This is a genomic window from Bradyrhizobium sp. 6(2017) (assembly GCF_011058295.2).
Taxonomy (GTDB): domain Bacteria; phylum Pseudomonadota; class Alphaproteobacteria; order Rhizobiales; family Xanthobacteraceae; genus Bradyrhizobium; species Bradyrhizobium septentrionale.
Genome location: NZ_CP049289.2, coordinates 6,531,819 through 6,544,532, shown reverse-complemented (window position 1 = coordinate 6,544,532; position 12,714 = coordinate 6,531,819). Strand labels below are relative to the sequence as shown.

At 66.9% G+C, this 12,714-nt stretch carries 12 protein-coding genes; 9 read left to right on the top strand and 3 right to left on the bottom strand.

The window, feature by feature from the left end:
* Positions 1–13: 13 nt before the first annotated feature.
* The 3 genes from fliM to G6P99_RS30985 are packed head-to-tail and all read left to right on the top strand — an operon-like array spanning position 14 to position 2,492.
* Positions 14–1,213 (top strand): flagellar motor switch protein FliM, encoded by a 1,200-nt coding sequence (gene fliM, locus G6P99_RS30995; RefSeq protein WP_029085398.1) that lies wholly within the window; start codon positions 14–16, stop codon positions 1,211–1,213.
* Positions 1,210–1,683, top strand: coding sequence for a DUF6468 domain-containing protein (locus G6P99_RS30990; RefSeq protein WP_029085399.1), 474 nt, complete (start codon positions 1,210–1,212; stop codon positions 1,681–1,683). The genes fliM and G6P99_RS30990 overlap by 4 nt, the downstream gene beginning before the upstream one ends.
* The gene (locus G6P99_RS30985) at positions 1,680–2,492 is read left to right on the top strand and encodes a MotE family protein (RefSeq protein WP_029085400.1); all 813 of its coding nucleotides are present in this window, start codon (positions 1,680–1,682) and stop codon (positions 2,490–2,492) included. Before G6P99_RS30990 ends, G6P99_RS30985 begins: the two co-directional genes overlap by 4 nt.
* Before the next feature lie 8 nt (positions 2,493–2,500).
* On the opposite strand, the gene G6P99_RS30980 is transcribed toward G6P99_RS30985, so the two are convergent.
* The gene (locus G6P99_RS30980; protein WP_156929164.1) at positions 2,501–2,674 is read right to left on the bottom strand and encodes a hypothetical protein; all 174 of its coding nucleotides are present in this window, start codon (positions 2,672–2,674) and stop codon (positions 2,501–2,503) included.
* 291 nt (positions 2,675–2,965) lie between these two features.
* Between G6P99_RS30980 and G6P99_RS30975 the strand changes: the two genes are divergently transcribed.
* On the top strand, positions 2,966–6,772 hold the full coding sequence (locus G6P99_RS30975; protein ID WP_165124529.1) for a tetratricopeptide repeat protein: 3,807 nt from the start codon (positions 2,966–2,968) through the stop codon (positions 6,770–6,772).
* 12 nt (positions 6,773–6,784) lie between these two features.
* On the opposite strand, the gene G6P99_RS30970 is transcribed toward G6P99_RS30975, so the two are convergent.
* Positions 6,785–7,612, bottom strand: coding sequence for a glyoxalase superfamily protein (locus G6P99_RS30970; protein ID WP_029085402.1), 828 nt, complete (start codon positions 7,610–7,612; stop codon positions 6,785–6,787).
* A gap of 273 nt (positions 7,613–7,885) precedes the next feature.
* On the opposite strand from G6P99_RS30970, the gene G6P99_RS30965 reads away from it, so the two are divergent.
* The 5 genes from G6P99_RS30965 (at position 7,886) to G6P99_RS30945 (ending at position 11,535) form a co-directional block, all read left to right on the top strand.
* Positions 7,886–8,122: a hypothetical protein gene (locus G6P99_RS30965; RefSeq protein ID WP_029085403.1), complete on the top strand. Its 237-nt coding sequence runs from the start codon at positions 7,886–7,888 to the stop codon at positions 8,120–8,122.
* A gap of 26 nt (positions 8,123–8,148) precedes the next feature.
* Positions 8,149–9,114 carry a LysR family transcriptional regulator gene (locus G6P99_RS30960; protein ID WP_029085404.1) on the top strand — a complete coding sequence of 322 codons (966 nt, stop codon included), beginning with the start codon at positions 8,149–8,151 and terminating at the stop codon, positions 9,112–9,114.
* An 88-nt stretch (positions 9,115–9,202) separates the two neighbouring features.
* Positions 9,203–9,913, top strand: coding sequence for an SDR family NAD(P)-dependent oxidoreductase (locus tag G6P99_RS30955; protein ID WP_029085405.1), 711 nt, complete (start codon positions 9,203–9,205; stop codon positions 9,911–9,913).
* Positions 9,914–9,927: 14 nt separating this feature from the next.
* The gene (locus tag G6P99_RS30950; RefSeq protein ID WP_029085406.1) at positions 9,928–10,173 is read left to right on the top strand and encodes a tautomerase family protein; all 246 of its coding nucleotides are present in this window, start codon (positions 9,928–9,930) and stop codon (positions 10,171–10,173) included.
* A gap of 120 nt (positions 10,174–10,293) precedes the next feature.
* Complete coding sequence (locus G6P99_RS30945) at positions 10,294–11,535, top strand: YbfB/YjiJ family MFS transporter (RefSeq protein WP_246709663.1); 1,242 nt, start codon at positions 10,294–10,296, stop codon at positions 11,533–11,535.
* Here the strand turns inward: G6P99_RS30945 and G6P99_RS30940 are convergent.
* Complete coding sequence (locus G6P99_RS30940; protein ID WP_029085408.1) at positions 11,532–12,683, bottom strand: aminotransferase class V-fold PLP-dependent enzyme; 1,152 nt, start codon at positions 12,681–12,683, stop codon at positions 11,532–11,534. The genes G6P99_RS30945 and G6P99_RS30940 overlap by 4 nt on opposite strands.
* Positions 12,684–12,714: the final 31 nt, after the last annotated feature.

Here is a 12,714-nt window from a genome sequence, read left to right as displayed (position 1 = left end):
TGGATGTAAAGCCATGGCCGGCAACGACCAGATGGACCAGGACGCCATTGCGGCCCAGTGGGAAGCCTCGCTCGATTCCGAGGATCCCGCGGCCGCCGCGGCGGAAGCTGCCAAGAACGAGCTCACCGAGAACATGGCGCTGCAATGGGCCGCCATGGTCGAGGACGGCAGCCGCGACTTCGGCGGCAAGACCAATGGCGAGCGCGTGCTGTCGCAGGAGGAGATCGACAATCTCCTCGGCTTCACGGTCGGCGACGTCAGCCTCGACGACCACTCCGGCATCCGCGCCATCATCGATTCCGCGATGGTGTCCTACGAGCGTCTGCCGATGCTCGAAATTGTGTTCGACCGCCTGGTGCGGTTGATGACGACATCATTGCGCAATTTCACCTCCGACAACGTCGAGGTCTCGCTCGACCGCATCACCTCGGTGCGCTTCGGCGACTACATGAACTCGATCCCGCTGCCGGCGGTGCTGTCGGTGTTCAAGGCCGAGGAGTGGGAGAATTTCGGCCTCGCCATGGTCGACTCCAACCTGATCTATTCGATGATCGACGTGCTGCTCGGCGGCCGCCGCGGCCAGACCCAGCTCAAGATCGAGGGCCGGCCCTACACCACGATCGAGACCAACCTGGTCAAGCGGCTGGTCGAGGTGGTGCTATCGGATGCCGAGCAGGCGTTCCGGCCGCTGTCGCCGGTGACCTTCACGATTGACCGGCTCGAGACCAATCCGCGCTTTGCCGCGATCAGCCGCCCGGCCAACGCCGCGATCCTGGTGCGCCTGCGCATCGACATGGAAGACCGCGGCGGCAACGTCGAATTGCTGCTGCCCTACGCCACCATCGAACCGATCCGCAACGTGCTGTTGCAGATGTTCATGGGTGAGAAGTTCGGCCGCGACCCGATCTGGGAAGGGCATTTCGCGACCGAGGTGGCGCAGGCCGAGATTTCGGTCGATGCGGTGCTGTATGAGGCCGACATCCCGCTGAAGGAGCTGATGAAGCTCAAGGTCGGCGACACGCTGCCGCTGGATATCCGCTCCGACGCGCTGGTCTCGGTCCGCTGCGGCAACGTCACGCTAACGGAAGGGCGGATGGGCCGCGTCGGCGACCGCGTCGCGATCCGCGTCACCAAGAATTTGCGCAAACCCCAGACCACTTTCGCGATGTTCGAAAAGGCGGATGAGCGGACCAAACTGATGGAGGCACCATGAGTCATGTGCTTGGACTAGCGATCGAGAGTCTGGTGGCCGTGCTTCTGATGCTGACCATCTGCTATTGCTGGCTGCTCAACAAGCGCCTGCAGCGGCTGAAGGCGGACGAGCATTCGCTGAAGGCGACGATCGCGGAATTGATCACCGCGACCGAGATCGCCGAGCGGGCGATCGGCGGGCTGAAGCACGCGGTGCGCGACGTCAACGAGAACCTCGGCAACCGGCTCGATGCGGCGACGCAGATGTCGGCGCTGCTTAAGACCCAGCTGGCCGAAGGCGATGGCGTGGTGCGCCGCCTGTCCAAGATCGCGCAGGCCGCGCGGCCGCCCGAGCCCGCGCATGTCCCGGCTCACGCCGTTGCGCCGGCCGCACCAGTGGCGCCGGCACCCAGGGTCTCGGCCGCGCGCGCGGTGGCCGCGGCGGCTGAAGCCTTCACCGAGCGCAGGAGGGCCGGCGGCCTCGCTGCATGAAGTTGCTTCGTGACATCAGAGTGATGCCTGTGGTGCTGGTCGCGATCTTCGGCCTGATGGTGCTGAAGGTCGCGGGCCTCGTGCTCGATGGCGGTTACGTGTTCGCTGACGAGGCGCGGCCGGCTGGCCCGGCTGGCCCCTCTTGGGCGCAGCAGAACTTGAATTTCCCCGGCGCCGGCAAGGCGGTGGCTGACAGCAAGATCAAAGGCGATCCCGGCGACATCACGGGATCGGTGCACGGCAAGGAAGAGAAGAAGGACGAGGCGCCGAAGCCGGCCGCCCCGGCCGCGGAGCCGTCCAAGCCCGACGGCGTGGTGGTCAATCTGGATGCGCCCGCGCCGGTGTCGGCGTCGGAGCGCGCGATCCTGGAACGGTTGCAGGCGCGCCGCCAGGAGCTCGAGACGCGCGCGCGTGAGGTCGATATCCGCGAAGGCCTCCTGAAGGCCGCCGAAAAGCGCATCGAGGCCAAGGTCGAGGAGGCCAAGGCCAATGATGCCAAATCGAATGCCGATGCGGCGGCAAAGGCGGAAGCCGAGGCCGCCCGCTTCAAGGGCATCGTCACCATGTATGAGAACATGAAGCCGAAGGACGCCGCCAAGGTGTTCGATCGCCTGGAAATGAACGTGCTCTACCAGATCGCCTCGCAGATCCAGCCGCGCAAGATGTCCGACATTCTGGGCCTCATGCAGCCCGAGGCCGCCGAGCGGCTCACCGTCGAACTCGCCCGCCGCGCCGGCGGCGACAAGTCGGCCTCAACCGACGATCTCCCCAAGATCGAAGGCAAGATCCTCGCGCCGAAGACGAATTGAGGGGAGCGTTAGCGCCGGGCCTGCTTCCGGCAGGCTTGCACCCGCGAGCCAGGCGGGGCTTCGGCGAGGTCGGCGATGGCTCTTGCGACGAAAGATGGATCGGCATCGTCCAGCGCCGGTGCGGCTTGCTCGAGTATCTTCAGATGATCCTTGATGCCGAACCTTGCTGTCTCGAGCGGCATCTCAAGTCGTCAGTTTCCGTGAGCCGCGCCAATGTGATGGCAAGCATTCTTTAACCATACCGCAAACGCATTCGAGAATGGTCTGAAATATCTCGCGGCCTCCTTGGGGCAGAGCACGCAGGGCGGAGCCAGCTCGGAAACCGCCTGTAGACTTGCTCGCTCCTTCCTAGCCCCCTCCGAAACAATCCATTGACGTTAACAGCTCCTTAACGCCGCCCGATCCAAGATCGGGGCGCGTGAGCGAGGCCGCTTCGCGCTGGTATGGCTGGGGTCCCGAGAAAACGTTTCGAGATGGCGCGAACGGCTGCCGCTGGAACATGGTCGCTAGGCCGCGCCTGGGCGCGGACTGCGCGTCTGTGCCTGCTTGCCACCGGCCTTGCTCTCACAATCCTCACATATTCGCCTGCTGCGCGCGCCGAAGACGCGGTGCCGGGTGAGGCGGCCTTCTCGGCCGCGAACGGCTTTGCTCGGCTGGTGCTGAAGCTGAAGGAGGACGTCGAGTCCGAGGTCACCGCCGCCGGCACGATCATCGTGATCCGCTTCAAGCGTCCGGTCGATATCCCGGTCGAGAAATTGTCGGATGCGGTGCCCGATTATGTCGGCGCCGCGCGCCGCGATCCGGACGGTTCGGCGATCCGCCTGTCGCTGGCGCGCCGCGTCACCATCAACACCATGACCGCGGGCGAGCGCATCTTCATCGATTTCCTGCCCGACAGCTGGACCGGGCCGCCGCCGTCGCTGCCGCAGGAGGTGATCCGCGAGCTTGCCGAGCGCGCCCGCGCCGCCGAGCGGTTGCTGCGCGCGCAGCGTGCCGCCGACGCCGCCAAGAAAAAGCCGCCGGTGCGGGTTCGCGCGCTGGTGCAGCCCACCTTCGTCCGCTTTGTGTTCGAGGTTCCCGACGGTGTCAGCGTCTCCTCGGTGCTGAACGAGCAGAAGCTGACGCTGGCCTTCAACTCGGTGCTGAGCTTCGACCTTGCCGATGCCAAGGTCGCGGCACCCCCGAACGTCGCGTCGATCAGCGCGCGCGCCGACACGGATACCTCTGCGGTCGACGTGACGTTGATTGGCGATGTCGACGTGCATTCGTTCCGCGACGAGAAGAACTACATCGTCGATGTCGCCTTCCAGCAGAACGAGCAGCAGGCGGCAAAGCCCGCGCTGAGCGCGCTGCTGCCGACGCCGCGCGGCAGAGCCAAAGGTGCTGCGGCGATCGCGCCGGTGACGTCGGAAAGCATCGCGCGAGAGGCCAAGATCGAGATCAAGCCTGAGCAGCCCAAGCCTGAGCAGTCCAAGGCGGAGCCGGTCAAATCCGAACCGCCGCAATCCGAGCCGGTCAAGCCCGAGCAAGCCAGGACCGAACAGCCGGCAGCCGCGCCCGCCAAAACGGAACAGCCGAGATCGGAATTGCCCAATTCGGAGCTGCCGAAGATCGCAGCTGCTCCGGCTGTTGGCGTCGAGAACGCTGCTGCGCCGGCCCCGCGCGAAGGCAGCGCCGCTTCCGCCGCCGAACCGAACATGGCACCGGTGAGCGATGCGCCGAAGCCCGCGCCTGTCGTCGCGGCCGCGCCGGCAACGGAAGCGCCGAAGCCGGCCGCGGCACCATCGCCGCCCACTGATGCCCGTGCCGGCGGCAAGTCCGCGGTCGACGCCCAGCGCGACAGCGACGGGCTGCGGGTGACCTTTGCATTCCCCGGCGCGACGCCGGCGGCGCTGTTCCGCCGCGCCGACACGGTGTGGATGGTGTTCGACACGCTAGATGCGATCGATGTCGATCCGATCCGCGCCAAGGCCGGCTCGCTGATATCAGACGTCAGCCGGATCCCACTCGAGAAGGGGCAGGCGGTGCGCTTCCGCCTCAACCGGCCGCAGATGCCGTCGCTCGAGAGCGACGATCGCTCGCGCGGCGTGAGCTGGACGCTGACCTTTGCCGACCGGGTGCAGAAGCCGCCGCTGCCGCTCAGCGTGGTGCGCAACATCTCGGAGCCCGCGCTCGCCAATGTCAGCGTGCCGCTCGCCAATCCCGGCCAGCTCCATAAACTGGTCGATCCCGACGCCGGCGATACGCTCTGGGTGGTGACCGCGCCGCCGCCGACCCGCGGCATCATCAAGCGGCAGGATTTCGTCGAGCTCTCGCTGCTGGAATCGATCCACGGCGTCGTGGTCCATCCCAACGCCGACGACGTCAAGGCGGAGGTCGGCGCCGACAAGGTGATGCTGGGCCGTCCCGGCGGGCTGACGCTGTCGTCGGCCGATGTCGCCGCCGAGCGCGCGACTGCGGCGGTGAAGCCGCTGTTCGATCCGAACGAGTGGCGCAAGAACCGGTCGGAGAGCTTCCTCAAGCAGCTCGACGCTCTGATCGTGGCGGCCGGCGCGGCCAATGCCGAGCAGCTGCCGCAGGCGCGGCTCGATCTCGCCGATTTCTACATGGCGCGCGGCATGTACTACGAAGCGCATGGCGTCGCCAATCTGATCCTGTCCGAGAGCAAGCGCGGCAGTGAGACGGCGCCCGTGGTGATGGTGCATGCGGTCGCCAGCATCCTGATCGGACACCCGGCGCAGGGCTTGAAGGACCTGGCCAATCCGGTGATCGGCAATGGTTACGATTCCCAATTGTGGAAGGGGCTCGCCTTTGCCCGCGAAGGCAAATGGGCCGAGGCGCGCGAGAAGTTCAAGAACGCCGAATTCGCGGTCGCGACGCTGCCCCCCGACCTGCAGCGCATCGTCACCCTGGACTCGATGAAGGCCTCGCTCGAGGTCAAGGACTATGCCGGCGCCGCGCGGCGCAAGAGCGACCTCGACGTGGTCGGCGTTCCCGATGAGCTGAAGCCCGCGGTTGCGGTGCTGCGCGGCCGGCTCGCCGAAGCGCTCGGCCAGGAGAAGGACGCGCTCGACGCCTACCGCTTCGCCGCCAATTCGGCCGATCGCCAGGCCGCCGCCGAGGGCAGGCTGCTCGAGACGCTGCTCAAGCAGAAGCGCGGCGAGATCGGACGCGACGATGTGCTGAAGGAGCTCGAGCTGTTGTCGATGCTGTGGCGCGGCGACTCCATCGAGCTGAAGACGCTCTACGTGTTGTCGAAGATCTACGCCGAGACCGCGCGCTATGCCGACGCCTTCGCGGTGACGCGTGCCGCGACCCGGCTGCAGCCGAACGCGCCGGAATCGCGGCTGGCGCAGGATGCCGCGTCGGCCTTGTTCGTGCAGCTCTATCTCGGCCCCAAGGGCGACGAGATGGCGCCGATCGATGCGCTCGGCACCTTCTACGAATACCGCGAATTGACGCCGATCGGCCGCCGCGGCGACGAGATGATCCGCCGTCTCGCCGACCGTCTCGTGGGTGTCGATCTGCTCGACCAGGCCGCCGACCTCCTGCAGTACCAGGTCGACAAGCGTCTCGAAGGCGCGGCGCGCGCCCAGGTCGCCGCGCGCCTTGCGATGGTCTATCTGATGAACCGCAAGCCCGACCGCGCCATCGGCGCGCTGCGCTCGACCCGGATTGCGGACCTCTCCGGCGAATTGCGCCAGCAGCGGCTGCTGCTCGAGGCGCGCGCGCAGAGCGACGTCGGCCGGCACGACCTCGCGCTCGACATCATCTCGAACATCACCGGCCGCGAGGCGATCCGGCTGCGCTCGGACATCTATTGGGCATCGCGGCACTGGCGCGAGGCGTCCGAGCAGATCGAGCTCTACTATGGCGATCGCTGGCGTGACTTTACCCCGCTCAACCCGGGCGAGAAGGCCGACATCATCCGCGCCGTGGTCGGTTACGCGCTCGCCGAGGACGCCATCGGGCTGTCCCGGTTCCGCGAGAAATACGCGCCGCTGATGTCGGGCGATGCCGACAGGCTGGCGTTCGACGCCGCCAGCAAACCCGTTGCGACCTCGAGCGCCGAGTTCGCGCAGATCGCGCGGATGGCCGCCAGCGTCGACACGCTCGACGGCTTCATCCGCGAGATGAAGGTCCGCTTCCCCGATGCCACCGCCCGCGCGCCGCTGCCCGATCCGGTGGCGACCGGATCGGTGCCTGACAGTGCGAAGGCCGCGCCGGTAAGCACGCTGCCGGCGATCAAGGGCGAGCGCCGCGCCAGCGCGTCGCCCTAGCAATGCGGGGCCTCACGGCCCGGGTGTCACCCACGCGGTTGAAATGATGCCCTTCGCGTCAAGCGCGATGCGCCAATGCGACGCGCCGTTCTCGTGCTTCACGCTGTAGACATCCTCGCCTTGGGCGCCAACGCCGAGAAAGCGCATGGATTCGATTGCGCCGAGGTCGGCAAGGCCGGGCTGCAGACGCGGCAACTGTTCACGGGTCGCCGCGGCGAGCCCTAGGCTCATATCGTTGTAATCGGGGTTGCCAGAGGTGATCCCCTCGCACAGGCGGCGGAGCGCCGCCTCTGTGCCGGGAGCCGGCGACTGGTTCTTGACCCGCTCCGCGGTGCGCGCCGCGATCTCCCTCGCGGCTGCGGCGTCGATGCGTGACATCGGCAGATCGCCGTTCTGGTGCAGGACCAGCGAGGTGACGCCTCCGTCAGCGGCCACAACGAAGCTGATCTGCGCATCGACATCGCGGGCGAAGAAATCGGTCGGTCTCTCGGCGAAGAAGGGCACGGCACGCTGCCCGGTGAGTTGGCCGACGAGGTGGCTGCCTTCGCGCGTCACCGAGAAGACCGCTTGCTCGCTGAGCTGGTAGAAGCCGGTATAGCGATCGAGCACCGCTGTATCGACTGCGATCTCTTGCCGCACGGCGTCGGGCGCCGATTGCGGAGTGGGAGCCGGCACTCCGCCGGCGGCCTGTATCCGCGCCGCCAGCGTGTTCCAGTCACGCTGACCGAACAGTCTGGCAATCAGCTCCAGGCTGTCGCTGTGGGTGAGGGGGATCGACTTGGCACCGAGCGCTTCGCGCAGCGTCTGCGCCATGGCCTTGGCATCGCGGAAATCGCGCATGGGATGGTCCTCTGCATCGACGAACGGAAAGCGTCAGGGGCTTGCGTTGCTGACCCGTTCGTGCGGGCAAAGGAAGCCTGAAACCTGGCTTGATACGTTCACCGTCCCCGGGCGGGGTGCAAGCGGCGGGTGGTATCGACCCGGCCGAATGTTCGCCGGGGAGATGCGATTTGTCAATTGCAAGAGGGCGTGATCGCGTCCGTGCTCTCGACATTCCGCCGCCAAATCGGCAACCATGGCGCCAATCGCAAGCGCCGGGAGGACTTCGTTTACATGAGCAAGCCGATCAAGACCGAAGCCGAACTCATCGCGATGGCGCGCGCCGAGCTGAAGGTGCATGCCGATTGCCCTGATGGCATCGACATCTCCGTGCTGCGCGACGGCGACAGCTGGGAATTCCGCGCCAGCGCCGACGAGGCCACGGTGGCGAGGCCCGGCTATCCCGAATGCGTCGCGATGCTGGTGCAGATCGGCGATCACCTCAGCAAGCAGTATGATGTGAAGGGGTAGCGGCAGCGGCGAGCCGAGGAAAGCTTATGGACCGCATCGACGCCATGAAGGTCTTCGTCGCGGCGGTCGACGAGGGCAGCCTTGCGGGCGCCGGACGGAAGTTGCGGCGCTCGCCGGCGGCGGTCAGCCGTGCCATCGCGTTCCTTGAGCATCATGTCGGCGCCGAGCTGCTTCATCGCACCACGCGGTCGCTGAAGCTGAGCGATGCCGGCCAGCGTTACGCGGCGGCGTGCCGGCGCATCCTCAGCGAGCTCGAGGAGGCCGACATCTCGGCCGGCGGCGAGCGTTCCGCGCCGCGCGGCACGCTGACGATAACGGCGCCGGTCGTGGTCGGCGAGGATTTGCTGCGGCCGGTGCTTGATGCGTTCATGACCGAGCATCCGGCGGTGGTCGCCCGGCTCGTGATGCTCGATCGCACCGTCAATCTGATCGACGAGGGCATCGACGTTGCGCTGCGCATCGCCCATCTCGCCGATTCCAATTTCGTCGCGATCAAGCTCGGCGAGGTGCGCCGCGTGGTCGCGGCGTCACCGGGCTATCTCGCGCAGCACCCCGTGATCGGCGAGCCGGCCGATCTCGCGAAGCATCAGATCATCGCGATGACGCATTTCGGGCTCGACTCCTGGAGCTTTCCGCCGGCCGCGAAGTCGAAGGTCGCGCGCGCGGTGCAGTTCACGCCGCGGCTGGTCGTCAACACCGTGCGGGCGGCGGTCGCCTCGGCCAGCGAAGGGCACGGCATCACCCGGCTGTTCTCCTATCACATCGCCGAGGAAATCCGCGAGGGGCGGCTGCAGATACTGCTCGCAAGCGACGAGCATCCGCCGCTGCCGGTACATCTCCTGGCGCCGCAGGGCCGCTTCGACGTGCCGAAGGTGCGCGCCTTCGTCGACTTCGCGACGCCGCGGCTGAAACGCTATTTCGAGCGGCTGTCGCGCGAAGCCAGCAAGGCCGGGGCCATTCGTTCGCGCCGCGGAAGAGTGTCCGCCGAATAGCGGGCATTCGCGCGGAAAGCGGATGTATCTAGGTTGCTCCCCATCGAGGCGGCGCTGTTGCAGCCTCACCAACAGATGGAGAGAGACCATGGGTGCAGAGCAGAAGGTTGCCATTATCACCGGCGCGTCGCAGGGAATCGGTGAGGCGCTCGTCAGGGGCTATCGCGACCGCAACTACCGCGTCGTCGCCAATTCCCGCAGCATCAAGCCGTCCTCCGATGCCGATGTGCTGGCGGTCCCGGGCGACATCGGCGATCCCGAGGTTGCCGACCGCGTCATCAAGCAGGCGCTGGCGCGCTTCGGCCGCGTCGACACGCTGGTCAACAATGCCGGCATCTTCGTCGCAAAACCGTTCACCGATTACACCGACCAGGACTATGCGTCGGTGCTCGCGACCAACCTCAACGGCTTCTTCTACATCACCCGGCGCGTTGCGAAGGAGATGGCGAAGCAGGGCTCCGGGCACATCGTGCAGATCACGACCAGCCTGATCGATCACGCCAACAGCAACGTTCCCTCGGTGCTGGCCTCGCTGACCAAGGGCGGGTTGAACGCGGCGACCAAGTCGCTGGCGATCGAATATGCCGCCAAGGGCATCCGTGTGAACGCCGTCGCGCTGGGCGTCATCAAGACCCCGATGCACGCGCCTGAGACCCACGATTTCCTTGCCAAGCTGCATCCGGTCGGACGGATGGGCGAAATGAAGGACATCGTCGACGCCGTGCTGTTCCTCGAAGGCGCGGGCTTCGTTACCGGCGAGATCCTGCATGTCGACGGCGGCCAGAGCGCCGGTCACTAGGACCGGAGGACGTCATGCCTATCGTCACCATCCAGGTCACGCGTGAGGGGACGGCGCCGGGGGCGTCGTCCACCACACCGGAGCAGAAGGCCGCGCTGATCAAGGGCGCCAGCGAGCTGCTCCGCGACGTGCTCGGCAAGCCCATGGAATCGACCTTCGTCGTCATCGAGGAAGTCGACACCGACAATTGGGGCTGGGGCGGGCTACCCGCGCTGGACTATCGCAAGAAGCTCGCGGCTGCGCCGACATCTTCCCGCTGACCCCTCGTGCAAATCGAACCCGGCGCCTCTCCCGATCGGGAGAGGCGAGCGTGATCGCTGTCAACGATTGCTGCGATCGCAACTAATCATTTTTCACGAACGGCCGGAGGGCCTACTGCCATGTCCATGTCAGCCAATGTCGATCATGCCAGGCGCCATCACGCCGAACCACATCGCGATGCGGGCGGACCGCTGTGGCTGTCCGCGGCCGCAGGGCTGTGTGCCTCGCTGGTCGGGCTCGGGCTGGCGCGCTTTGCCTACACGCCGCTGATCCCGGCGCTGATCGCGGCGAAATGGTTCACGCCGGCGGAAGCGGTCTATCTCGGTGCCGCCAATCTTGCCGGCTATCTCGCCGGCGCGCTGATCGCCCGCGATCTCGGCGCGCGGATCGGCTCGGTGTGGGCGCTGCGCAGTATGATGACACTGGCTGCGATCACCTGCTTTGCCTGCGCGGTGCCGATCTCCTTCATCTGGTTCTTCGGCTTCCGCTTCCTCGCCGGCGTCAGCGGCGGCGTGATCATGGTGCTGGCGGCGACCGTGATTCTTCCTCACACGGCGCCCAGCAAGCGCGGCCTGATCGGCGGCGTAATCTTTGCCGGCGTCGGATTGGGTGTCGCCGCCTCGGGCACGCTGGTGCCGCTGCTGCTGCAGGAGGGCCTCAAGCAGGCCTGGTACGGCCTTGGAATCTTGTCGGCGGTGCTGACACTCATCAGCTGGAAGGCGTGGCCGGCCGAAGCGCCCGCTGCGCATGCTGCGGCGGAGCCGCACGCAGCGTCGCATGGCGTGCGCTCACCGCTGTTGATCGCGCTATGCCTGGAGTACGGCCTCAACGCGCTGGCGCTGGTGCCGCATATGGTGTTCCTGGTCGACTTCGTGGCCCGCGGACTCGCGCAGGGGATCGCGGCAGGTTCCTATTACTGGGTGCTGTACGGCATCGGTGCCGTGGTCGGTCCGCTGCTGTCAGGACATCTCGCCGATCGCGCAGGCTTTGCCGCGGCGCTCCGCGTGGCGTTCCTGATCGAGGCCGTCGCGGTCGCGCTGCCTGCCGTGACGACGTCACCGGCCGCAATGATTGTGTCGAGCCTCATCGTGGGCGGCTTCACGCCCGGCATCGTGCCGCTGGTGATCGGCCGCATCCACGAGCTGATCCCGCATTCGGCCGCGAGCCAGCGCTCCGCCTGGGCGCAGGCGACGACGACCTTCGCGCTGTTCCAGGCGGCCGGCGCCTACGGCCTGTCCTATTTGTTCGCGCACAGCGGCGGCGATTATGCGCTGCTGTTCGTGATCGGCGCGGCCGGCGTCGCCGTCGCGCTGGCGATTGAGTTGTTCAGCGTCGTTGCGCTGGGGCGCAAGCAGAGTTAACCGCGCAGCGCCTTCGTCAACACAGCGACCAGGCGGTCGACATCGGCCTCGTCGTTGAAGACGTGCGGCGAGATCCGCATCCGGCCGAGCCGCAACGCGACGTGGATGTCCTCGGCCGCGAGGCGCGCGATCAACTCCTTCGGAATGCCGCCGGCCATGCCGAGGCTCAGGATGTGCGGCGCGCGCACGCTGCGTGCCGGCACGTCGAGCCCGAGGTCACGCACACCGTCGGCGATCCGCTCGGTGAGCATCGCGAGCCGCGCGCTGACGGCAGTGGCGCTCCAGTCCGCCATCATCTCCATGCCGATCGAGGCCATCTCCAGTGTGATGAAATGATCGCGTTCGCCCATGTCGTAGCGGCGGGCGTCGTCGACATAGGTGAGATCGCCGAAATAGTCCGGGTTCTCGGAATTCACGTTGCGGCGGCCGGCGGAGGTCTGCTCCAGCGGCACGCCGTTCTGGTGGCGTTTTGCAACGTAGAGGAAGGCGCGGCCGTAGGGGCCGATCAGCCATTTGTAGGTCGGAAAGATCACGGCGCCGGGATCGAGCTTTGTCACATCCATCGCCACGACACCGGCGCTCTGCGTCGCGTCGATCACGAACATTGCACCGTGCCGCCGCAGCGCCGCCTGCACCTTGTCGACATCGATCAGGCCGCCGTCCGACCAGTGCACCGACGAGATCGAGGCGAGGCCGACCGGCGGCGCGCCAGCGCGGTCGATCGTTGCCAGCACGGCGGACGTCCAGTCGCCGTCGGCGGGCTGGCGGACGGTGTCGACGACAAAGCCCTGCGCCTCGGCGCGGGCGTGCCATTCCAGCACCGGCGAGGAGTGATCGTTTTCCAGCACGATGACGCGGGTGCCGCGCGGAATGCTCAGCGCCTTCGCCACCGTCGCGACGCCGTAGCTGATCGCCGGGATCAGCGCGACGTCATTCGCATCGGCATTGATCAGGCGCGCCGCCGCGGCGCGGGCGCGCTCATGCTGGCGGCCGGCGAAACCGGCATCGATGGTCCAAGGTTGGCCCTTGCGTCCCACCGCGGCGCGGCCGGCGTGCAGCGTCTTCTGCGGCAGCGGGCTGTAGGACGCCGAATTCAGGTAGCAGATCTCGCGTGGAATCTCGAACAAATGGCGCTGGGAGGGAAGCATGTGGTCTCGTGGCTGGCATTGCGGAGGATGG